The organism is Pedobacter zeaxanthinifaciens (assembly GCF_003313335.1).
GTDB lineage: Bacteria > Bacteroidota > Bacteroidia > Sphingobacteriales > Sphingobacteriaceae > Pedobacter > Pedobacter zeaxanthinifaciens.
The window spans coordinates 91,659-114,921 of sequence record NZ_QMHP01000012.1 but is presented as its reverse complement, the minus strand read 5'-3'; the positions used below and the strand labels follow the sequence as shown (position 1 = coordinate 114,921).

Sequence of the window (23,263 nt, the reverse complement as noted above, 5' to 3'; positions counted from 1 at the left end):
CGTCAATTGTGCCCGTTTTAACAAATATTTTTAAGAAAGATACATTGCAAAAGCTCATTGGAAAGCTCTTGTTGTTATTTGTCTTTTTGGTTTCGCAACAAATTTGTGCATCTGCGCAACGTGTTTTGGAAGTGGATAGTAGCACCGAGCAACATATATTTTCATTTGCTGATATTCAATGGATCAAAGAACAGGGCAAGGAATTGAGCATAACGGAAGTTTCCAGTGCCGCATACAATAAGCTTTTTAGGCCATCTCTAAAAAGTACTCCTGTTAATAAAGATCTTGGTACTGCATATTGGTATCGCATAAAAGTTAGGGCAAACCAAAAAGTAGACAAGAATTTTCTTTTAGAATTTTTTGATCAAACGATAGATAGCATTACCGCCTATGTGCCAAATGAAAATAATGGATTTAACCGGCTAAATTTGGGCGATAGCCATCATTTTTCTTCAAGATTTGTTCATCATAAGAATTTCGAAATTCCAATTACACTTCCGGTTGGGAAGGATCAAACTTATTATTTCCGCATCAAATCAAGCCAGCCTGCCGATGTAATCATTGTATTGCGATCTGTAAATTGGTTCATTGAATATGCCTTAAATGAATATTTTACATTTGGTGTTTTTTATGGGATGATTTTGGTTTTTAGTTTCTATAACCTTATCATGTACATCTATTTGCGTCAAATTCAATATCTTTTTTATGTTGGCTACAACATGAGCATAGGTTTGTATGAAATGTGTGTAGATGGGATTGCCTACCAATATCTTTGGCCAAACAGTCCCGCATGGAATCAAACTGCTTACGCGGTTGCCATATGTTCCATGAGTGTTTTCGCAATGCTATTTACACTAAAACTTTTGCATGTAAAAACCAAGGCGCCAAGCCTGTATAAACTTTTAAATGCATTGATAGCGGTTCGAATACTTACTTTTTTCTGTATGTATTTTTGGAAACAGGAATGGTTTACTTACCGATTTATAGAGTCGATACCGTTAACTGCAGCCTTTTTTACTGGCATTTGGATTTATAAAAAAGGCTATCGTCCGGCACGTTATTTCGTTATCGGATATTCTTTCCTATTTGCAGGGTTTTTGCTAAAGTTCCTGATAATGTTAGGCTTAAGCTGGTTAAATTTTAGCGTAATTAGCTACTACAGTTTAACCATTTGTTTTATTCTTGAAATGGTATTTCTTTCTTTAGCCATAGGCGATAAAGTGAGGTTATTTAAACGTAAGAAAGATAAGGCGCAGCAGGCGATGATTAAGCAGATGCGTGATAATGAAAAGTTAAAGGATGCGATAAATAGAAAGCTAGAGAAAAAAGTGGAACTGCGAACCAGGGAGGTGACAGAGCAGGCTGAAATTATTGAACAGCAAAATAAACGATTGCTAGAAAGTAATAATTTACTAAAGGAACAGGCCAATGAAATTTCTAGGATCAACGCATTACTTGAGCAAGATAATAAAGAGCTTAAAGTTGGAATAGAGAGCGTTACTCGTGCTCGTATCATGTCAGCTGATGTGGATTTTACCGAGTTCAGCAAAATTTATCCCGATAAAGATAGCTGCTTTAAGTTTTTGGCAGAGTTAAAATGGGGCGAAGGTTACCACTGCAAAAAATGCAACACTAGTAAATACATCGAAGGACATACGCCTTACAGCAGGCGATGTAACTCCTGCGGATACGAAGAGTCCGTATTGATTGACACCATTTTTCAAAATTCTAGGATACCCATTAACAAATTATTCTATCTCGTATTTTTAATTTATTCTTCCAAAGGACGAATTTCTTCTCACAAGCTTGCGCAAGTGTTAGAAATTAGGCAGAATACCTGTTGGACCTACAGTGCAAAAATCAAGAAAATGATGAACGATCGGAAAAACGAGCTAAAAAAAGCTGGTGAACAGGGTTGGAGCAAACTGGTCTTAGAATAAATTTCAATTTTTTTTATCGGGTAACGAAGCGTATCAGCTTCACTTTTCTGCTTCTAGCTTAATCGAGCTATTACATTGGTTTTCAAACGAAATCACTCTTTTTTACGCTGGTACTAAAACGTATCAAAATTTACGTTATTAACTGTAAATCAATGTTTTATGCAAAATAGTTCTTGCGTAATTCATTTAATATATTTCAATTTGTGTATCAATTACAATATGCTGAGCTTAAATCAGCAATTAACTAATACCAAATATTAAATGATAATGACTATGAAGGGAAAAATTCTACTTTTTCTATCCTTAATGTTTGCGCTTATAACTAATGTTAGCGCACAAGACATTAAAGTTTCAGGCACAGTGAAAGACGGAGACGGAATACCGCTGCCCGGTGTAAGTGTGCTTATCAAAGGAACTAACAAAGGCACAAGCACTGATGCAACTGGTAGCTTTAGCATTAGTGCAGCTGTAGGTTCAACACTTACATTTCGAATGCTGAACATGAAACCTTACGAGGTAACCGTCTCTAATTCGACCTCAAATGCTCCGCTACAAATCACACTAACAGAAGACGCAACTTCTTTATCACAAGTTGTGGTAGTTGGTTATGGTACGCAGCAAAAGGGCAACATTACTGGATCGATTTCTGTGATCGGTAAAGAGGCTATCGAATCTAGGCCGAACACGCAGTTTGGTAACCTGATACAAGGAAAAACTACCGGTGTACAGGTAATTTCGCCATCTGGAAAGCCGTCTCAAGGTTTTAGCATGCGTATCCGCGGTACTTCTTCAATTTCATCTTCTAGTGAGCCACTTTACGTGGTTGATGGAGTACCAACGTTAGACACTCGCTCGCTAAATCCGGCAGATATCGAAGACATTTCAATTTTGAAAGATGCCTCTGCATCTGCAATTTATGGTGCTCAGGGTGGTAACGGTGTGGTTTTGATTACCACAAAACGAGGTAAGGCTGGTAAAACAAACGTAACACTTGATGCTTATACGGGCTTTTCTTCAGTTTGGAGAAAGTTGGATGTTTTAGATGCTACGCAATACAGAGATTTGATGACCGAAATTGGTTTAACTACCAATTGGGCACAATATACGGCTAACACCAATTGGCAGGATGAAGTTTTCAGAAATGCCTCGTCGCAAAACTACCAGTTGAATGTTTCTGGCGGTAACGACAAAACCTTGTACTACATTGGCGGTGGTTGGTCGCAAAATCAGGGTGCAGTACGTTCATCAGATGTTAATCGTGCCAATTTTAAAATCAATTTAGATCACAAAGTAACCGATTGGCTTAAAGTGGGTACCAATTTGGCTTACACCCGTTATCACGATGTGAGCGTGAATGATAATCAAGCGGTAAACCAAGGCGGTGTGTTGCTTGGCGTACTTACTACACCACCAGTAATTGGAATTTACAACGCAGATGGTACTTTCACAAGAAATCCTTTTCAAGATTGGGAAAACCCTATCGCCTCTACAGATGGTACCGATAGGGGATATAAAAACCAACGTATGATTGGAAACGCCTATACAGAAATCAATTTTATTCCTGAATTAAAGTACAGATCAAGTTTCGGTATTGATTATAGCAATGCAGTTTCTGACAGTTTTCAGGATCCAATTAGAACAGGTTGGGGCAGGGCGAACGGTGGTATAGGCAGTTACAGCACCAATTTATCTAATTATTGGATTGCTGATAACACGTTGTCGTACACTAAAAAAATCAAGGAGCACAACTTTAGCGTATTGGCTGGTTACATCCTTCAAAAATACAGATGGGAAGATAGCTCTATCGAACGTAGAGGCTTTTCTGGAACGTCGGTTACTACGCCAAATGGAGGTTCAATTGTGCAAAATGCAAGTGCTACCAAAGCTGAAAAAGCAAATCAATCGGTAATTAGCCGTATCAATTATGATTTTAATGGCAAGTATTTGTTTACTGCTAACTTCAGGGCTGATAACTCTTCGAATTTTGGGCCAGGCAATCGTTGGGGATATTTTCCATCGTTCTCTGCCGGCTGGCGTATTTCCCAAGAAGCTTTCTTTAAAGATGTGAAAGTAATTAACGACTTGAAATTGAGAGCTGGTTGGGGTATTGTAGGTAACGATAATATCGGTTCTTATGCGTATTTGGCAAGGGTTGGCGTAAGTTCTAGTTACCCAATTGGCGGTGCAATTTTACCGGGAACCTATCCTGCAAGTATCGGAAATACTGATTTGCGTTGGGAAGGTAATGAGCAAACCAACATCGCAATAGATTTATCTGCGTTTAATTCAAGAGTAAATTTTACTGCAGAAGCTTATGTGAAAAAGACAAATAACATGTTATTGAATGTTCCAATACCTTATTCTACTGGTTTTAGTTCAGGTGTACAAAACGTAGGTAACTTGGAAAATCGCGGTTTGGAGTTCTTATTAAACACCAAAAATTTCACTGGTAATTTCAAATGGGAAACTGATTTAAATATCTCGTTTAACAGAAACAAAGTATTAAATATTGTAGGGCAACAACTCACCGCAGGTGGTGTGGCGTCTCGTGGAGATGCCGTTCAAAATCGAGAAGGGCAGCCTTTGGGTATGTTTTATGGTTACAGAGCTGATGTAGTAGATCCAGTAACCGGTAACCTATTCTATTTGGATGCAAATGGAAATAGCACTTTTAATCCAAATCCAGCTACGGATCGTGTTTATATCGGTAACCCTAATCCAGATTTTATTTACGGGATTACCAACAACTTTTCTTACAAGAATTTCTCGTTGAATATCTTCTTACAAGGATCTCAAGGTAATGATGTGCTAAATGCAACCCGTATCGAGACCGAAGCAATGGAAGGCCCTAAAAACCAATCTGCAGCTGTATTGGCCAGATGGAAAAAACCGGGAGACGTTACAGATATTCCACGTTCTGGAAATTCTAATAACTCTCTTATTTCTACTCGTTTCATCGAAGATGGGTCGTACATGAGGGTGAAAGCGGCAACATTATCTTATCAGTTGCCTGCATCATTGCTGGGTAAAGTAAAAATTGCTGGTGCAAGATTTTACGTAACCGGCGAAAACCTGTTCACCATCACTAACTATAAGGGATTTGACCCAGAGGTAAACTACGCAGGTGGTAGCAATACGGTACAAGGCATTGATTTTGGTACCTATCCTCACACTCGTAATCTAATTTTTGGACTAAATGTTTCATTCTAATACCATGATAATGAAAACAAAGCATACTAAACTTGTTGCACTGGCAACAACCATTATACTTGGCACAACAGCCTGTAAAAAATTCACAGACCTTTCACCAATTTCTGAAGCTACCACAGCAAATGCTTACAAAACAGCGCAAGATGCTGAAGCTGCTTTAGTGGGAACTTATGAAACCTTCCGTTCGCAGCAGTATTACATTTGGGACAACACTATTATGAGTGATGTGGTTTCTGATAATTATTACGCTGGTGGTGATGATGTGAACATCATAGCTATTGACAAACTGAATTTTTCGCCAACCAATCCAAGGTTTTTAACTACTTGGAGCTCACTATACAATGCCATTTTAAAGGCTAATTTAGTGATTGAGAAGGTAGCTTTAATTCAGGATCCTAAATTAGACATTAACAACAGGAGAAATCAAATTATCGGTGAAGCCTTATTTTTAAGAGCATATCATTATTACCAACTTGTAACATTATTTGGTGGTGTACCTATCATTACTGCTCCAGTTACTTCTACACAGCCTGAAGCTACAAATGTTCCTAGAGCTACTGAAGAACAAACTTATGGTCAAATCATTAAAGATTTAGAACAGGCACTTCCATTAGTACCTGATACTTACCCTGGCGATGCTTCTATCAGCAAGGCAAGAGCTACCAAAGGAGCGGTGAATTCGCTTTTAGCAAAAGCTTATGCGCAGAAACCAACAAAGGATTACAACAAAGTGTTGCAGTATTGTAATGCAGTAATTACTAGTCCTGCAGGCTATGTTTTAGTGCCTAATTACGATTTCCTATTTGACGGTGCGCATTACAATAACTCTGAGTCTATTATGGAAGCTCAGTTTACTGGTACAACTGGCGGAAACGGGAACTACGGACCATCTTTATTGCTTCCTCCATCTATTACAATTGATACTTGGAGAAAATTCGTGGTGCCATCTAAAGACTTAGTAGCAGCTTTTGATGCTGCTGGCGATAATGTTAGAAAGAATGCAACCGTTAAGTTCGAATCAGCACCATGGGTAGATGAATATTGGAACAATACCATCAATAGCAGTATTCCTTTTGCATGGAAATGGAGAAATAAATCAGGTTGGGACAACAGTACAAGCCGCCAATACATGTTCCGTTTAGCGGATATCATTTTGCTAAAAGCGGAAGCAATGAATGAATTGGGACAACCCATTGCCGATATTAGGACTGTACTACAAGAAGTAAGAGGACGTGTAGGCTTAGGTCCAGTTGCCGCGGCTAACCAAGCAGCTATGCGTACTGCGATTTTGAACGAGCGACGTTTAGAATTAGCGCAAGAAGCACAGCGCTGGAACGATTTGAAACGTTTCGGTGTGGCGGTACAAACCATGAACAATTTGAACGAAATTGATTTGCGTACCAACACCAAAACCAACTACAATGCTACTACAGCTAAATTGCTATATCCAATACCTCAACAAGAGTTGGATAGAAACAAAAGTTTAACTCCTAATCCTTTGTAGTTCTAAAATCGATTAATGATGTGGGCGGAAAATCCCACGATAGAAATATAAATGCAGTGTAATTCACTACAAATTAAAAAATTGAGAAAATGAAAATTAAATTCATCGCATTTGCGCTGTGCCTAATAACAGCATTTGCAGGTTGTAAAGACGAAGAAAATGTTCCTGCGCCATCGGTTGATTTTACACCATCAGTAAATAACCTTTTGGTCAACTTCACTAACAATTCTACCAATGGACGCTATTTTGAATGGAACTTTGGTGATAACTCACCGGTGTCTACTCAAATGAATCCAGGCCATGCCTACGAGGACGAGGGAACATATAACGTAAAATTGAGTGTAATTGGCAGGGATGGTTCTAAACTATCTACCACTAAACAAGTAAAGGTTACTGCACCAGCTAATTTAATTACTGGCGGTAAAATGAACCCGGGTGATGAGACCAAATGGACAAAATACGTAATGGGCGGTGCGGCTACCGTTGGCATCACTAACGGAAAAATGGAGTTTAAATCTACCGCATGGAGCCACAGTGGTTATTATCAAAAAATCAGTGTTGAAGCTAATAAAACCTACGTATTGGATATGCTGATTACTAGTGGTGGTGCTACCAACACGTGGTGCGAAGTGTACGTAGGCAGAGTAGTTCCTCCAGGTAGCGGCGATTACAATGATGGTGGTCAGCGTTTAGGATGGAACACTTGGTGCTATGGAAATAACAAACCAGTAGATGGCGTGTTTTCTAGCTCAGCAATCAACTGTGGTGCCGCTAATAAAAATACATTTTCGTTTAGTACTTCTGGCGATGCCTACTTAGTGATTAGAGTGGGAGGTGATAACCTTGGTACGGGCATCTTCCTAGATAATATCTCTATCACAGAAAAAAAATAATTCAACCGTTGGGTGTCGAGGCTTGTCCTCGGCGCCTTTTATTTAAATATGTTCCATATGGTTTTCAAGCCGAAATTTAACTTTACTGTCATCGCTGGAATGCTTACTTTAATGATGGCCTGTGGTAAATCTGCCCCAGCACCGGATGTAGTTACTCCAGAAATTCCAGATCCAAATGCACCATCTGACGTGGCATTTTACATGACTACCATTGATAAAACATCACTGTTCAGAAAGCAAGCTCAAGTGATGAACTTTGGTACGGTAAACAATTCTTTTCCTACCATCACTGTAGATGAATCGCAAACCTATCAAACTATGGATGGTTTTGGTTACACGCTAACTGGTGGAAGTGCCTCCTTAATTAATGCCATGGGAGCAGCAGAACAAGCTGCCTTGCTAAAAGAGTTATTCAGCACGGATGGCGATGGTATTGGCGTAAGTTATTTGAGGGTGAGCATAGGTGCTTCTGATTTGAGCGCTTCCACTTTTACTTATAATGATTTATCTTCTGGGCAAACGGATGTTAATTTGGCCAATTTTAACATCAATCCTGATAAAACGGATTTAATTCCTGTGCTAAAGAAGATTTTAGCCATTAACCCTAATATCAAAATATTGGGTTCACCTTGGTCGGCGCCGGTGTGGATGAAAACGAATACAAGTTTTATTGGAGGCAAGTTAAAACCTGAACATTATGCCACGTACGCACAGTATTTTGTGAAATATATTCAGGCCATGAAAGCAGAAGGCATCACTATCGATGCTATTACTATTCAAAATGAGCCTTTAAATCCTTACAACAATCCAAGCATGGTAATGGAGGCGGCAGAGCAAGCTTCATTTATTAAAAATAACTTGGGGCCAGCTTTTCGTACTGCTAATATCAGCACAAAAATTGTACTTTATGATCACAATGCTGATCGCCCAGATTATCCTATCAGTATTCTTAATGATAACGCTGTTAAAGCTTTTGTAGATGGTTCTGCTTTCCACTTATACGGAGGTTCGATTGACAGATTGAGTGAGGTTCATACTGCACATCCCGATAAAGCTATTTATTTTACGGAGCAGTGGGTACAGTCGCCAGGGCCATTTCCGGGCAACTTACAGTGGCATATGGAAAACCTAATTATTGGCGCACCAAGAAACTGGAGTAGAAATGTTTTAGAATGGAATTTAGCTGCTGATCCAAGTAACAATCCACATACGCCAGGCGGATGTACGGAATGTTTAGGAGCCATCACCATCAACGGTTCGTCAGTAACCAGAAACATCGCCTACTACGTCATTGCCCATGCTTCAAAGTTTGTACGTCCGGGCGCTGTTAGAATTGCATCTAACACTCCGAGTAACCTGCCTAACGTTGCTTTTAAAAATGCTGATGGCAAAAAAGTTTTAATTGTGCAAAATAAAAGCACTGATGATCAATCATTTAATATTAAATTTAATAATAAAACTGTAACTAGTACCATTAAAGCAAACGCTGCAGGTACTTACGTTTGGTAATATCACTATGTATTCATTTAGCCCTATCTTAATTGCTTTATCGTTGATAGCGCCCGGAGATAAAACTCCACCACGCAAAGCGCAGCAATTTACAACAGCAATCAATTCTGATCTAAGAATTACAAAAACTAATGAGCTCTCTTTTGTGCCAAACGCACAACCTTTGGAAACCGAGCCAACTGTTTTCATCGACAAGAAAAGATCTTTCCAAACAATGGTAGGTATTGGCGGAGCAATTACCGATGCCTCGGCTGAAGTCTTTGCAAAGTTATCTGCCAGTAAGCAAAAGGAATTATTAGATGCCTACTACGATAAAAATAAAGGGATTGGCTATAACTTGCTACGTACGCATATCAATAGTTGCGATTTTTCGTCTGATACCTACACTTATGTGAAAGATAACGATAAGTCGTTGAGTACGTTTGATATTGTTCACGATGAGAAATATCGTATTCCAATGATCAAGCGGGCATTAACCACTGCAGGAGGTAAGCTAACTACGTATGTAAGTCCGTGGAGCCCGCCAGCTTGGATGAAAGATAACAACAACATGATGCAAGGTGGAAAGTTAAAAGAGGAGTATAAGCAAGCTTGGGCAAATTATTACATCAAGTTCATTCGTGCTTATGAAAAACAACAAATCCCGATTTGGGGCTTGAGTGTACAAAACGAGCCTATGGCTAAACAACGTTGGGAATCATGTATTTTTACTGCTGAAGAGGAGAGGGATTTCATTAAGAAGTATCTTGGCCCAACCTTAAAAAAAGAGGGGATGAGTACTAAAAAATTGATTGCTTGGGATCACAATCGTGATTTGATTTACCAGCGGGCAAGTACCATTTTAGGAGATCCTGAAGCAGCGCAATATGTTTGGGGCATTGGCTTTCATTGGTACGAAACTTGGACCGGGAGTGCCATGCAATTCAATAATGTAAAGCAGGTAAATCAGGCTTTTCCTGATAAGCAACTGATTTTTACTGAAGGTTGTAAAGAGAAGTTTAGCATGGATAGCATAGGACACTGGTCCTTAGGGGAGCGCTATGGCCTGTCAATGATTAATGACTTTAATAATGGAACTGCCGCCTGGACAGATTGGAATATCCTACTGGATGAAAAAGGTGGGCCAAATCATGCTAATAACTTATGTTTTGCGCCAATTCATGCTGATTTAACTAGTGATAAGCTAATTTATACCAACGCATATTATTATTTGGGCCATTTTTCTAAGTTCATTGCAGCTGGTGCTAAACGTATTGCAACAGCCTCAACACGTGATATTTTAGAAACAACAGCGTTCACCAATCCTGATGGAAAAACCGTGGTTGTAGTAATGAATAGGACCGATAAAGACCTTAACTATCAACTATGGGTTGAAGGGCAGGCTGCAAAAACAAAAAGCCTCGCTCATTCCATCAGTACTTTTATCATCGATTAAATTTAAGCCAATGCGTTATCGTTTTTTACTTCTACCTATTTTGTTTTTTACTTGTTCGTTCAGCTACGGACAAACGGTTGCCGTATGGTTAACAGACCCTTCACAAAATATACTTTTCCAACAACAAGCTGATCTAAGTTTTATAAAAGCGGCTGGTAATTCCAATATTACTGTCGACCCAAAACAAAGCTTTCAAACCATTGATGGTTTTGGTTTTACACTCAATGGAGGCAGTGCACAGCACTTACTAAACATGGGGGCAGCACAGCGCAAAGCTTTGTTGGAAGAACTTTTTGGCACAAAGGGAAATCAAATAGGGACAAGTTATTTAAGATTGAGCATTGGTGCGTCAGATTTAAATGATAGCGTTTTTTCTTATAATGATTTGCCAACGGGAGAAACAGATGTGGCTATGCAGAAATTTGATTTGGGACAAGATAAAAAGGATATTATCCCTGTGCTGAAGGAAATTTTAAGCATTAACCCTAAAATAAAATTGATGGGCTCGCCTTGGTCGCCACCAACTTGGATGAAAACCAATAACGACTCCAGAGGTGGTAGTTTAAAACCGGAATATTATGCTGCCTATGCTTTATATCTGGTAAAATACGTTACGGAAATGCAAAAGCAAGGTATCGCTATAGATGCGATCACTGTTCAAAATGAGCCTTTGCATCCTGGCAATAATCCCAGCTTGTTAATGTTAGCTAAAGATCAGGCGGAATTTGTTAAAAAGCACTTGGGGCCGGCTTTTAAAAAGGCAAAGTTGAAAACAAAGATCATTATTTACGATCACAATGCTGACAAGCCGGAGTATCCAATCAGTATTTTAGATGATGCAGAGGCGAAACAATACATCGACGGCTCCGCTTTCCATTTATATGGCGGGAAAATTGAAGCGTTATCCAAAGTTCATGAGGAACATCCGGATAAGAATATTTACTTCACAGAACAATGGGTTGGTGGGCCAGGAAACATCAAAACGGATTTTCCTTTTCATGTTGAGCACTTAATCATAGGTGCTACCAGAAACTGGGCAAAAACAGTTTTAGAATGGAATTTGGCGGCTAATAGTAAGTATGAACCGTTTACCGACAGGGGTGGATGTACCTCTTGTTTGGGTGCGGTAACTATCGATGGAAATGAAGTGAAAAGAAACCCAGCTTACTACATCATTGCTCAAGCAGCCAAATTTGCAAGGCCTGGAGCAGTTCGCATTGCTTCAAATATCAGCAAAGAGTTGCCTAACGTAGTTTTTAGAAATACAGATGGGAAATTGGCAATGGTGGTAATTAACCGTTCAAAAGAGCAGAAAAATTTCACAGTGGGTTATAATGATAAGACTGTTCAAGTTTCGTTAAATAGCAATGCCGCGGCTACGTTAGTGTGGTGATATTTTAGATAGTTATAATATTTTGTAGATATACCGAACGGGGGAGTAGTTAATTTACTTCCCCGTTTCCATGTAATGCGTAATCAATTATCTTGCTGGTCTTTCTCGCTATCGTCATCAAAAGCTTGCTCCAAGCGTGAACCTTCTCCATCGGCAAATTCATTTTCTTGAGCAGTATATTCGTTTTTCTTCACGTTGTTGCCCGCTTCAATATTTGATTTGTTGGGCGTTTGAATGTGGTTTTCGTTCCCGTTTTCTTGCTGATTTTTCTTTTGAGTTTCCATGTGGTTATAATTTAAATTGTAATTTTTGATTCATTAGAAGCGATTGGAACAATAGTTTCGCCATTTAAAATTCTTGGTAAAATTCTTTGAAGCCAAGTAGATGTGGCTTCATTATCTTCTATGGTTTGCGCTAAAATTAGAGCTGAATTTTCCAATTGTAGATGAGTAGCAATTGCATGCGCAACTTTGTACAACGGCAGTTTCTGATAAATAATTTGTTGCGACTTAGCAATTAGCCATAAATCTCTTTCACTCCCTTTTTTTAGTTGCTTAGTTATACGAATAGGCGCCAATAACGAGCCGCTATCTTTCGCATCTACTTTGCCTATTTCTTGAGCAATTAGCTTTAATCGTTTGATGTGTGACATTATGCCTGTTTGTTCAGGATGTACAGCTTTTGCCAGTTCAGGCATGTTGGCATGCTTACGTATGGTATCGTACAACTTTTTGCTAGTTTTCTCTAAATTGCTCAAATCATAGGTTAATTGAGCTAGCGTATTTATTGGAGATGATTTTTTTGGATCCATAATTGCCTATTAAAAACCATTTAAAATCAATTTTGCTTGTGATATAAATACTTAATCTGAAAGTAAAATACTTATTAAGTATGTCTCCACCTCTGATTGTGGAAGATCAATTCATTATTTTAAAAACTATTTTATGCGGCAAACACTTAATATGGTAAAAGATATCATCATGAAGGATAATAAAAACGAAGCTTTAAGCAGCAAAGGCATTGATCAAGAAAACATTAATCGAATGCACAATACCTATTCGGATGGCACTTCTAAAAAGCCAGCAGAAGAAGATACCAGCAGGGAAATTATTGATGCTCACGATGAAAGAAATAACGATGAAGGTGCTGACGAACAGTTCGGAGGGGATGCTGAAGACAATAGGGATCGCCGTAAAGGCGGTGGTAGGTTGGATGAATTGTAGTCGGATTTTCAAATTTAACCGCGATGGTCCCGCGGTTAAATTGTGGTGAATTAAATCTCGTATTCTTGGTGGTAACTCGGGATTGCGATGTGTTTAAAGCCTTTCTCTCTTAAATGATCAGCAAAGCGCTGCTGTACTTCATATTCACCATGAACTAGGAATATTTGCTTATTTGCTTTTGGATCCTGACAAGATAAAAAATGGAGTAAGTCTTCATAATCACCATGTGCACTCATTGATTTGATGGTTTTTACATCAGCTAATACCTGTAAGTGTTCCCTAAAAATATCTACTGTTTTATTGCCAGCCATTAGTTGGCCACCTAACGAATGTGGATCACAATATCCAACCAATAAAATGGTGTTTTTATCGCTCTCGATATTGTTTCGGATATGATGTCTCACTCTACCACCCTCGGCCATACCAGAAGATGAAATAATTACACAGGGACGGTTGTCTTGGTTTAATGCCATTGATTCCTGTGCGCTTTCAATGAAACGAAGCCCCTTAAAGGCAAAGATGTCATCATCAATTTTTAGGAGTTGTTTTGTGCCATTGTTGTACACGTCAGGATGATTCTTTAACACCTGCGTAGCCTGCATGGCAAGTGGGCTATCTACATAGTAATTTAAATCTGGTAGTTTTCCATTAAGTTCTAGCGCATTCAACGCGAATAATAATTCTTGAGTTCGGCCCACGCTAAACGCAGGAATTATTACTTTACCCTTTTTTCTCAAACAGGTATCTCTGATAACGTCTAATAAAAGTTCTTCGATAGGTTCTTGGTCCTTGTGTAGTGAGTCGCCATAGGTTGACTCCATAATGATATAGTCGGCTTGCGGAAATGTTTGCGGACTTCGCAGCAGTAAATCTGTGTATCTACCTATATCGCCGCTAAATGTCAGCTGTGTTTGCTTTCCAAATTCGGTTATGGTAAGGTGTACGGCTGCACTACCCACCACATGTCCGGCATCGGTTAGCAATAAACTGATGTTGTCGTTGATCTGAAATGATTGGCCATATTCCACAATTTTAAATTGCCCCATGGTTTTAATTACATCTTCCTCGGTGTATAGTGGCATTTCTTCTGGCTGGTCTATATTTCGGTTTGCGTTGCTGTATTCAGCATCTTGTTCGTGTATTTTTGCCGAGTCGAGCAATAGTATCCTGGCCAAATCCATTGTGCCCGGAGTGGCGTAAATAGGTCCCGAAAAACCCTCAGCTACTAACCTTGGTAGTAAACCGCAATGATCTATGTGTGCATGAGATAAAATCATCATCGTTACTTCAGTAGGTTTAAAGCCGAAATAACCGTTCAGTTTATCCGTGGCAGTCCCCATGCCTTGAAACATTCCACAATCTAATAGTATCTGCGTATTGTCTTCTAGTTTGATCAAATGTTTGCTGCCTGTTACCGCTCTGGCGGCGCCGTGAAATGCTATTTTCATTTACTGCTAATAATAAGTTTTACCGCTGCCTAACAAGTAGAAGGAAATAAAAGTTTCATTCATATTTTAAGTTTGAGATTACTGCTTGATTTTCTTTTAGTTCTAGTTTGATTTTTGTACGTTTGTAGCGAGAGCGTTAATTTAGACGTGGGGATGTTCTTCGGAATGTTCCCACTCTTCTTTTTACAGCCAACTTTCTACTTAGCACAGTACAGTTTCCACAAAGTATTGGCTTATCAATATCAGTATTTTTAGCGTTTTTTTGGTTCTATGATTTTGGACAACACATTCTTTTCCGTGACGTAGTACTTCGTTTTCTTTGCCGAATGGCTGTTAAAAGCATTGGCTTACAAGCGGGATTTTGCAATTTTCATGCTTTCTTTTGCGGCCTTTTGCTCCGATAGTTTTGCCTGCATGGATATTGCAAAACAAATTATTTGTAGGGCCTGTACGCTACCAAGGGCAGCGGAAATGGTCAATTATTGGGATGAATTATTGGAGCTGATTGCAGCATCTTCTCCTGTACTATGGGAAAAGTTAAAAGGGCTAAACGCTTCCGATTTTGAAGTGTTGGATAGGCGTACACAAATTAGCGTCCTTCGTTACTTTAACAGAGCTAAATTTCGTCCCATTCCCTATGGCAAATTTGCTAGTGTGGGTCTTATCACTACTAAAAAACAAACGCAACAAACACGCCTCAGCCATCAATTGGAGGTGATTGATTTGCCAGATTGGACAAAAGCGAAGACATGGTTTGAACAAGATATGCTGTTCGCAGAAGATCGACTTTGGCGTATACAGTCAACTTTATATACTGAAAATGGGAGTCACTTTTTTTTTCAATCTACAGAGGGACAAACGGAGCTTTTTTGTGTGCAGGGCTTTGCCGAATTGGATAAGCTGCTAGAGTTTTGTACCGAGCCGCGTACTACAGCAGAGATTATCGCTTTAGCTGGCGATGAATGGGGTTTTTTCGGCGAAATGTTGCAGCAGCTCATAGAATTACAGGTAATGTTTCATAGCGGTATGCCAAATATAACTGGAGAGGATTATTTTAAAAGACTAGGGAAGCAGGTACACAGCAGCGCTACAAATGATTATGTGATTTCGTGTAGACATGGCAAGGGGATGCCAATAGCTGAAACAGTAAAAATTGAACTGTTGAATTATGTGGAATTTGCGAAATTACATTTTCCTTGCGCAGATCCTGTTGACTTAACAGCATTTAAGACTGCATTTTCCAAGCGATACGAAAATCAATGGCAGCCGCTGGCATTAGTGCTTGATCCAAGCAGAGGGCTAGGTTACGCCGGGCTGTCAGGTACAGAAGATACAGCAATTGAAGCGCTGCTATCTCAACAAGTAATCAATAACACACCTGTTTTAGAGATGGATGCGCTGAATAATTTCTTATTGGCCGGCATGCTTAGTGGCAACACAATTGATTTAAAACGTTTTGATGATAAAGTAGCTGATCCGAAAGTTTTACCAAACACCATGAGCGCATTGCTACAACCTGCTGATGATGGAAAGTGGGCTGTGGAGCATTTAGGCGGTGCCACTGCAAATGCACTGTTAGGTAGATTTGCGGTAGATGAGCAAATAAAAAACGTGGCTCAGGATTTTGCTAAGGTGGAACAAAAAGCTAATCCGGAAGTGCTTTTTTTTGACTTGGCCTATCAAACGGGAGAACGGACAGATAATATCAACCGACGACCTCAGCTTTACGATATGGAGTTGCTATTAGGCGGCTGGTCAACCCACCCTTGTCAGTTGCAGCTTTCTGATATCTTTATAAATGTGGTAAATAACGAGCTAGTTTTATATAGCCATCGTCATCGTTGCAGGTTGATGCCCAGAATGGCTTCAGCTTACAATATCCAGCGTTCTAGTCATCCTTTACTACGATTCTTGGCCGATTTGCAATACCAAGGGTTGCACCATCAATTTTTACCTGATTTGTCCCTGCGTTTCCCTTCAATAGATTATTATCCTGAGCTTTGTTTTGGCAACCTCATTATCCAACCAGCCATGTGGCGTGTACCTAAAGAAGCCAGAATAGATGAGGTGGCTTTACGGGACTGGTTAGCTTGGGCAAAAGTTGCCAGATATGTAAAGGTAGGTAACGCCGATCAATATCTCTGTTTAGATACCGAAAATTCTACAGATATCAAATTACTGCTTGATACGCTACAGCGAAGCAGTTCAGTGGAATATGTTTCTTGTTGGCTTTCGGGTAGCGATAGTGGTTTAGCTGATGAATTAGGAAGGTGTTTTTCCTATCAATTACAACTTAATTTTACACACACAAATAGGGTTTATAAGTGTGTTGAGACATTTGAAAAGCTAGCAGGCAATAAAGTGTGGCCTTTGGGAAACCACTGGTTTTTCGTGTCAATTTACGTTAGCCCAACAATGCAAGATGCGGTACTACTGCAACTAATAGCTCCGCTGGTTCAACGCTATGAAAACTTAATTGAAAGTTGGTTTTATGTGCTTTATGCTGACCCTGACCGACATATCCGCTTTCGAATTAAGTGGAGAACAGAAGCACCTTTGGCGGAACGTTGGCTTATAGCTGCGGAAATTGGTAATTGGTTAGGTCAGCTTGCTATCAGTGATATGGCAATTCGCCCATATGCACCCGAATGGCAAAGGTATGGCGTTGATACGATGCCGCTCATTGAGGATTTTTTTCATCTCGATAGTACCGAAGCGCTGCTTGAAATGCAGTTAAGTGAAAAAGAGCGACTTCAAAGTTGTTTCACTTGGATCAATGATTTTCTGCATTTGGTTTATCCGGATGGGCAGCAACGGAAAGCGTTTATTAAAAAAATGGCTACGGTTTTCAGTGCCGAAATGGGATGGGGGCATTTGCAGTTTAAACATATCAATCAAACATGGAGATCGTTTTATCATACTGAAAGTACGTACTTAGTTAGCAATAAGCAGCGTTGCGTATGGCAATGTATCACCTCCAAATCCATTCCTGAGAAACAAACGCAATTACTTGCAGATCTGATTCACATGCATGTAAACCGACGCTTTTTGAATCACGCTAGGCTCCATGAGGCTCAACTATACCAGTTTCTTTACCTCTATTCGCAGAGGACTGCAGTACTTGTTCCAAAGGAATATCTAGTTGAACGGTAAACCCGCCATTGCCATCATTACCATAAGTAAACAAATGTGTATTGCCATAAGCTGTAAGTAGTCTTTTTTCCAAATTGGCTAAGCCATTTTTAGTAGAACTGAGAGGTTTTTGTTGAGATGTTCTGTTCCAAGTGGAAATCTTCAAATGATCATTTTCCAATAGCACAGACATCTCAGCATCCTGTTCAGCTAAGTTGCCATGTTTGTAGCAGTTTTCTGCTAACGTTAGCAATACTAGTGGAATAAGTTGTAACTCGCACACTGCTAGTTCATAATCAAGTTTAAGTGTGCCTTGCCCTTTTTTTAGGCTGTACAAATAACTAATATCATTCACTTGCTCCAATTCATCACCCAATCTAATTCTTTCTCCGGCATGTTCTATATCAAAAGCAAAACGCATAACGCTGGCTAGGGTAGTTACGGCCTCACTAATTTGAGGTGCCGATTTTATTGTTTGAAGGTGGATGTAATTAAGAATGTTGAACAGGAAATGCGGATTGATTTGTGCTTTTAAGAAAGCATTTTGCATGACATCCAATTCGCTCCGTATTTGTTGCTGTTCAATAATCGATATTAAACGTTCGGTTTCTAACTGTTGCGTCAAATTGCGTTGCGCCATGTAGTTGCGTAGGTAAAAGTAACCGGTTGAAAATCCCATAAAAAATAACCCCCGATAACCATTTTTTAGAAAACTTTGCCAAGTATAGCCGTACCATGGTTTAATTGGCTTGTCCAAAAGGTGGATTAAGAAGATTTCACCAATCAAATGTGCTGCGATATACATCAAAAGGAAGATGATGCAGAACAAAGGAATCCACAGCCAACGCAACCTGTTTTTACTTAACCGAGGCAAAATTACATTTGACTGTAGATAGAAAAGTGCTATAGTGATAGCATAGTGAACAATATAAATGATTGGCTCTACAGCCATATCATAAAGTAAATTGGTGATAATTGTTTCCCAACTAATAAAGAGAGCCCATATTAAAACATGAAGTCTTAAAACTTTTTTATCTAGATTTTTTGCCATTCCGCATCGAATAATAAGGTTTCCAAATAACAGATTTTTTAGTGGTAATTACTAGCGCTAATTTCAATTCGTTAACTGTACGATTATGGAAAATAAAAAGATCAAATTGGAGATTAGGAAAGTTGGAACTTTCAAAAAATCCCACGCCACAAATGCTGTACTGTTTACCAGCGACCCCACCTCTGAATTAACTTCAGTAAAAACGACAATGGGACCACGTGTACAAATTGTTCGTTAAACAGCTCTCTAAATGGGAAAAAGGACTAGCGCTTTTTTCCCATTTTTATTATTCTTTCATCTAAAAACGATTGAAAAGTAGGTCGGTACATTTCGCCAACCGTTACTTTTGCCCCACTGGCCATCACTAGCGTGTTACCATCTACGTATTCAATATAGTGCTTGTTAATAATAAAGCTTCGTTGTACCTGAATAAAATCGGGTTGTCCGTTTAGCTTTTTTGCAAGTTCGCTTAACGTCATGTACGTAATCACCTGCCTATCTACCGCTTGTAGCTCAACGTAGTTATTCTTGCTTTCTATCACAATAAGTTCCTTCAGTTTCACCTTAACTAGTTTTGAGTCTTGCTTTGCTTTTACAAAAATGAAATCCTCTTCGCTAATGGTTTCCGGTTGTGTTTTTTCGGTTTCTTTGGTTTTAGGATAAAGACGGTGTAGCGTAGCTACAAATTTAGCCAACGAAAAAGGTTTGAGCAGGTAGGCGTCTGCCAAATGTTCAAAAGCTTCAAATGCATATTTGGTGTGCGCAGTAGTGAAAACAAGCTTATCTACCTGTGTCCTAACTGCCGCTGTAAGTTCAATACCATTAATTTTTGGCATATCTACATCCAATAATAAAAGGTCAACTTTTTTATTTAAAAGGTAGGCCATGGCCTCAACTGGGTCGGTAAAAGTATGTTCTACAATTATTTCTGGAAATGCTTCCAAATAAGTCACCAACCCAGCCACTGCATCATGGTCATCATCTACAATTACACAGCTAATATTCACACTTTTCTATTTTAATGAAACTCTACCGCTTAAATTAAGGATTTGTTCCCGATTTTTAAAGCGCAGTATTCCATAAAGTTTTCAATGTGCTACGTGTTAAAGGATTAATTTCTAATCACGGCTTTTTAGTTTCGCAAACTAAAGCTTTTTTATATAGCGCTAAAGAAATTGTCCGTAGTGTGGCTCAGCCGCTACTGGTTAACTAGCAATTAAAGGAGATGTTGGTTAGTGCTCTTAGCAGTTTTAATGATTACTTGGTCCAGCTCTTTTGCCTGGTCCATTAACTTTTGAATTAAAACTGTATTTTCTGGATTACAGTGGTCTGCCTCTAAAAGAGAGACTAATCCCAGGATGTTAGATAGCGGTCGCCTTACTTCGTGAGCCTGTATCCAAGTAATTTCGTGTAGTTTTTCAATGCTCTTTTGCTTAGCTAATTCTGCTTTGATCTCTGTAGTTTTGTCAACCGCAACGATCATTCTAGCCGGCGTTCCATTAAACATAATAGGAGTGCCTTTAACTTCTGCGTAAATCAAATTGCCATTTTTTTTGAGATGCCTCACTGAACTAGTCATAGGTTCGCCACTCTTTTTTACTTCGTTTAATATCACTGATATTTCAGCAATATCTTCTTTGGGCCTTATTTGTAGAATTGACATGGCCAAAAATTCTTCTCTAGAATAACCATAGCTTTTTATTGCTGATTGGTTTACATCTAAAAAGGCCAGGCTTTCAATATCATATACCCATTGCGGAAGTGGATTTTGATTAAACAAATCCCTATATTTTTTACGCTCACTCTCTAGTTCTTCAGCGGTTTTTTTACGTTCGGTAATATCTTTAAAATAAATTGAAAGGCCTTGCCCATTTGGGAATACCGATACTTCGAACCACATATCTTTAGGATAGAAATATTCTTCAAACCGAGTTGAGGTTTGCGTTGACATGGCACGGCGATATTCCGTATAAAATTTTAACCTAACAGCTTCAGGAAAAACATCCCAAAGGTTTTTACCAATGATGGTATCCTTGGGTATTTTTAGAAGTTCTTCGGCGGTACGGTTCCAGTAGGTTACGGTCCAACTGTTGTGCACTTCAAAAAAGCCATCCGTAAAACTTTCCAGGATAGTTTCTACACGTTTTCGATAAGTGGCATAGAGCGTTTTTCTATCCTTCATTTTAGGATTTGTGTAAGTGTTAGTTTGCGCTTGGTAAGTTTTCAAAAATATGTTCAATATAGACATTTTATACAAATGCATTATTTTATTTAAAACAAATTTGAGTACTCCGTTTGCAAATGCCTTATCATTAAGTGCTTTAAATTTTTTGTTGATGAAAAATATCGAAGAAGGCTTGTGTTATGTTGGGAAATATAGGTGCAAAAACGATTGTGAGTGCTAAGGTTGTCTATGTTTACCTTGTTTCACGTCGGTTAATCTAAAATAATAGTGTTTTTAATTTTGATGTCTGATTAATTGAGTGAAATATGATGTGAATGCTTCAAAATTTTATTTAATTCAATAAGATTTTTTTGAGTTTAACGTTTTTTAGTAATTTAGGTCTACTTAACAACCTATTAAAGTGAAAATATCTTCCAATGGTGACGAGCGGGAATTACTGCTGAGGCTGCAACATAATGATCAGGAAGCGTTCCGAGCAATCTATGAGTTATACGCACCTCGTTTGGCAGCTAAGTTAATCCAATTGTTGCGTTCGGAAGAGCTTGCTCAAGATATCCTTCAAGATATTTTTGTTAAAATTTGGGAAATAAGACAGGCAATTGATCCAGACTTGAGTTTTGTTGGCCTGCTTTATAAAATGGCGGCTAATCTATCTAAAAATGCTTACAGAAAAAGCATGTATGATAAAGCACTTTATGCCAGTTTTGAAGAAGATTTGGGATACAATCCTATTGAAGATTCGCTTAATCAGTCAGATGCAAAAGCCATACTTGATGCTGCATTGAATACGCTTACACCCCGTCAAAAAGAGGTATATGTGATGCACAAGATGGAGGGTAGGAGTTACCAAGAGATTGCAGAATTGTTGAAAATAAGTAGTTCTGCAATTAATCATCATATTCAAGAGGCGGGTAAAAAACTGAAAATGGCGCTTAAAAATCAATATTTAGAGCTAATAATTCTGCTAATTCCAACTTTTTTAAAAAAATAATCATTTTGGGGTGCTACTTTTTTCTTTTCATGTGTATATAAGTTAACGAGCCGCTAAAAGCGCTCCTAACCAAACAATGAAAGCACAACAGGACATCAACGAACTGTTTCGGAAATATATTGACCAAACCATCACTGCTCCAGAGTTGATGCTGTTGAATGCAATGGTGCATGATCAAGCTCAACAGCAAAAGCTAGATGGACTGCTCGAACAACACTTTTCAAACCATTTAACAGATAGCGAACAGCTCTCAAAACAATCTAATCTAGTTAAAAATTTGGCTTGGGAGTCAATCCATCAACGCATAAATCAGCCAGTGAAGCGAGCCTCAATTGCTAAGCTTTGGTGGTTTAGGGTTGCTGCAGCTATTTTGGTAATGATTTCCCTGACCCTTTACTTTTTCAATACAAGAAAAGATACTGATAAGCTACAGCTCTCCATCGCAGCCGACATTCAGCCCGGCGGTAATAAGGCAATACTTAAATCATCCAACGGTTTTGTTTACAACTTAAGTGGTAAAAAGGGAGAAATCATTGTAGATAACGACAACATACACTACGAAGATGGTGTAATTTTGAAAAACGAAGATGAAAACGAAATTATAACCTTGAGTACACCACGCGGTGGTCAGTATAAAGTAACTTTAAGTGATGGAACTAAAGTGTGGTTAAATGCCGAATCATCAATAATTTATCCAACAAATTTTGCCGAAAATGAAAGAAAAGTGCAGCTTGTTGGAGAAGCTTACTTTGAAGTTACGCATAACCCTAAGCAACCTTTTATTGTAGCGACAAAAAGCCAAAACATAAAAGTTTTAGGTACCAGTTTTAACGTAAACGCTTATAAAAACGACACTAGAACCATAACCACATTGCTTTCTGGTAGCGTACAACTGAATAAAAAGGATAATAACCCATTGGCGAAATTGATTCCAGGACAACAGGCGGTGTTAAATAACGATAATGTAGCTGTTGAAAATGTAGATGCTACGGTTTTCAGCGCTTGGAAAGATGGCGAGTTTAGATTTAAAGCCAGCTCCTTAGTTGATGTTTTAAGACAAATTGAACGCTGGTATGATGTAGATGTTGATTATACTAACGTTCCTGCCGAAGTATATATTCACGCTTCGATCAATAGAAATAGACAACTCTCAACTGTATTAAACGCTCTTGAAAAAATAACTAATCTAAAATTTCAAGTTAAAGGAAGGAGTATTCAACTTATGCGTTAAAAGCAGTTTAATTTGCATCGGTTAGCTATAAAAAAAGCCGGCAATGTCGCCACATTACCAGCTGATATAGATCCGATATTTGAGAAATCTTAACAACCTAACAAACTATCTAATCTTT

Annotated in this window: 18 protein-coding genes; 12 read left to right on the top strand and 6 right to left on the bottom strand. The window is 38.8% G+C overall.

Going from position 1 to position 23,263, the window contains the following annotated elements:
* Window positions 1-8 precede the first annotated feature (8 nt).
* The 7 genes from DUT68_RS16360 to DUT68_RS16330 all read left to right on the top strand — a co-directional run bounded on the left by DUT68_RS16360 (window position 9) and on the right by DUT68_RS16330 (window position 11,884).
* On the top strand, window positions 9-1,940 hold the full coding sequence (locus tag DUT68_RS16360; protein WP_237088362.1) for a 7TM diverse intracellular signaling domain-containing protein: 1,932 nt from the start codon (window positions 9-11) through the stop codon (window positions 1,938-1,940).
* 273 nt (window positions 1,941-2,213) lie between these two features.
* On the top strand, window positions 2,214-5,150 hold the full coding sequence (locus DUT68_RS16355) for a SusC/RagA family TonB-linked outer membrane protein (protein WP_113639302.1): 2,937 nt from the start codon (window positions 2,214-2,216) through the stop codon (window positions 5,148-5,150).
* Window positions 5,151-5,160: 10 nt separating this feature from the next.
* The gene (locus DUT68_RS16350) at window positions 5,161-6,654 is read left to right on the top strand and encodes a RagB/SusD family nutrient uptake outer membrane protein (RefSeq protein ID WP_113639311.1); all 1,494 of its coding nucleotides are present in this window, start codon (window positions 5,161-5,163) and stop codon (window positions 6,652-6,654) included.
* Between the two features lie 89 nt (window positions 6,655-6,743).
* Entirely contained in the window at window positions 6,744-7,547 is an 804-nt protein-coding gene (locus DUT68_RS16345; protein WP_113639301.1) for a PKD domain-containing protein, read from the top strand.
* A gap of 57 nt (window positions 7,548-7,604) precedes the next feature.
* Window positions 7,605-9,056, top strand: coding sequence for a glycoside hydrolase family 30 protein (locus tag DUT68_RS16340; protein ID WP_113639300.1), 1,452 nt, complete (start codon window positions 7,605-7,607; stop codon window positions 9,054-9,056).
* Between the two features lie 7 nt (window positions 9,057-9,063).
* Window positions 9,064-10,491 carry a glycoside hydrolase family 30 protein gene (locus DUT68_RS16335; RefSeq protein ID WP_113639299.1) on the top strand — a complete coding sequence of 476 codons (1,428 nt, stop codon included), beginning with the start codon at window positions 9,064-9,066 and terminating at the stop codon, window positions 10,489-10,491.
* 10 nt (window positions 10,492-10,501) lie between these two features.
* Window positions 10,502-11,884 carry a glycoside hydrolase family 30 protein gene (locus DUT68_RS16330; RefSeq protein WP_113639298.1) on the top strand — a complete coding sequence of 461 codons (1,383 nt, stop codon included), beginning with the start codon at window positions 10,502-10,504 and terminating at the stop codon, window positions 11,882-11,884.
* Window positions 11,885-11,967: 83 nt separating this feature from the next.
* On the opposite strand, the gene DUT68_RS16325 is transcribed toward DUT68_RS16330, so the two are convergent.
* Window positions 11,968-12,168 carry a hypothetical protein gene (locus DUT68_RS16325; RefSeq protein ID WP_113639297.1) on the bottom strand — a complete coding sequence of 67 codons (201 nt, stop codon included), beginning with the start codon at window positions 12,166-12,168 and terminating at the stop codon, window positions 11,968-11,970.
* Window positions 12,169-12,179: 11 nt separating this feature from the next.
* Window positions 12,180-12,695: a DUF892 family protein gene (locus DUT68_RS16320; protein ID WP_113639296.1), complete on the bottom strand. Its 516-nt coding sequence runs from the start codon at window positions 12,693-12,695 to the stop codon at window positions 12,180-12,182.
* A 133-nt stretch (window positions 12,696-12,828) separates the two neighbouring features.
* Here DUT68_RS16320 and DUT68_RS16315 point away from each other — a divergent pair, with 133 nt between their 5' ends.
* Window positions 12,829-13,107 (top strand): hypothetical protein, encoded by a 279-nt coding sequence (locus tag DUT68_RS16315; RefSeq protein ID WP_157960897.1) that lies wholly within the window; start codon window positions 12,829-12,831, stop codon window positions 13,105-13,107.
* 50 nt (window positions 13,108-13,157) lie between these two features.
* Here DUT68_RS16315 and DUT68_RS16310 read toward each other — a convergent pair whose 3' ends face one another.
* Entirely contained in the window at window positions 13,158-14,555 is a 1,398-nt protein-coding gene (locus tag DUT68_RS16310) for an MBL fold metallo-hydrolase RNA specificity domain-containing protein (protein ID WP_113639294.1), read from the bottom strand.
* A 414-nt stretch (window positions 14,556-14,969) separates the two neighbouring features.
* On the opposite strand from DUT68_RS16310, the gene DUT68_RS16305 reads away from it, so the two are divergent.
* Complete coding sequence (locus DUT68_RS16305) at window positions 14,970-17,708, top strand: lantibiotic dehydratase (RefSeq protein ID WP_198659616.1); 2,739 nt, start codon at window positions 14,970-14,972, stop codon at window positions 17,706-17,708.
* Here DUT68_RS16305 and DUT68_RS16300 read toward each other — a convergent pair.
* The gene (locus DUT68_RS16300; protein WP_157960896.1) at window positions 17,614-18,639 is read right to left on the bottom strand and encodes a sensor histidine kinase; all 1,026 of its coding nucleotides are present in this window, start codon (window positions 18,637-18,639) and stop codon (window positions 17,614-17,616) included. The genes DUT68_RS16305 and DUT68_RS16300 overlap by 95 nt on opposite strands.
* A gap of 184 nt (window positions 18,640-18,823) precedes the next feature.
* Between DUT68_RS16300 and DUT68_RS18400 the strand changes: the two genes are divergently transcribed.
* Window positions 18,824-18,976, top strand: a complete 153-nt coding sequence (locus DUT68_RS18400; protein ID WP_157960895.1) for a hypothetical protein — start codon at window positions 18,824-18,826, stop codon at window positions 18,974-18,976.
* 25 nt (window positions 18,977-19,001) lie between these two features.
* On the opposite strand, the gene DUT68_RS16295 is transcribed toward DUT68_RS18400, so the two are convergent.
* Window positions 19,002-19,745 (bottom strand): LytR/AlgR family response regulator transcription factor, encoded by a 744-nt coding sequence (locus DUT68_RS16295; RefSeq protein WP_113639291.1) that lies wholly within the window; start codon window positions 19,743-19,745, stop codon window positions 19,002-19,004.
* A gap of 209 nt (window positions 19,746-19,954) precedes the next feature.
* Complete coding sequence (locus DUT68_RS16290) at window positions 19,955-20,977, bottom strand: PAS domain S-box protein (protein ID WP_198659615.1); 1,023 nt, start codon at window positions 20,975-20,977, stop codon at window positions 19,955-19,957.
* 346 nt (window positions 20,978-21,323) lie between these two features.
* Here DUT68_RS16290 and DUT68_RS16285 point away from each other — a divergent pair, with 346 nt between their 5' ends.
* Window positions 21,324-21,914: an RNA polymerase sigma factor gene (locus DUT68_RS16285; RefSeq protein WP_157960894.1), complete on the top strand. Its 591-nt coding sequence runs from the start codon at window positions 21,324-21,326 to the stop codon at window positions 21,912-21,914.
* Between the two features lie 76 nt (window positions 21,915-21,990).
* Window positions 21,991-23,145 (top strand): FecR family protein, encoded by a 1,155-nt coding sequence (locus tag DUT68_RS16280; protein WP_113639288.1) that lies wholly within the window; start codon window positions 21,991-21,993, stop codon window positions 23,143-23,145.
* Window positions 23,146-23,263: the final 118 nt, after the last annotated feature.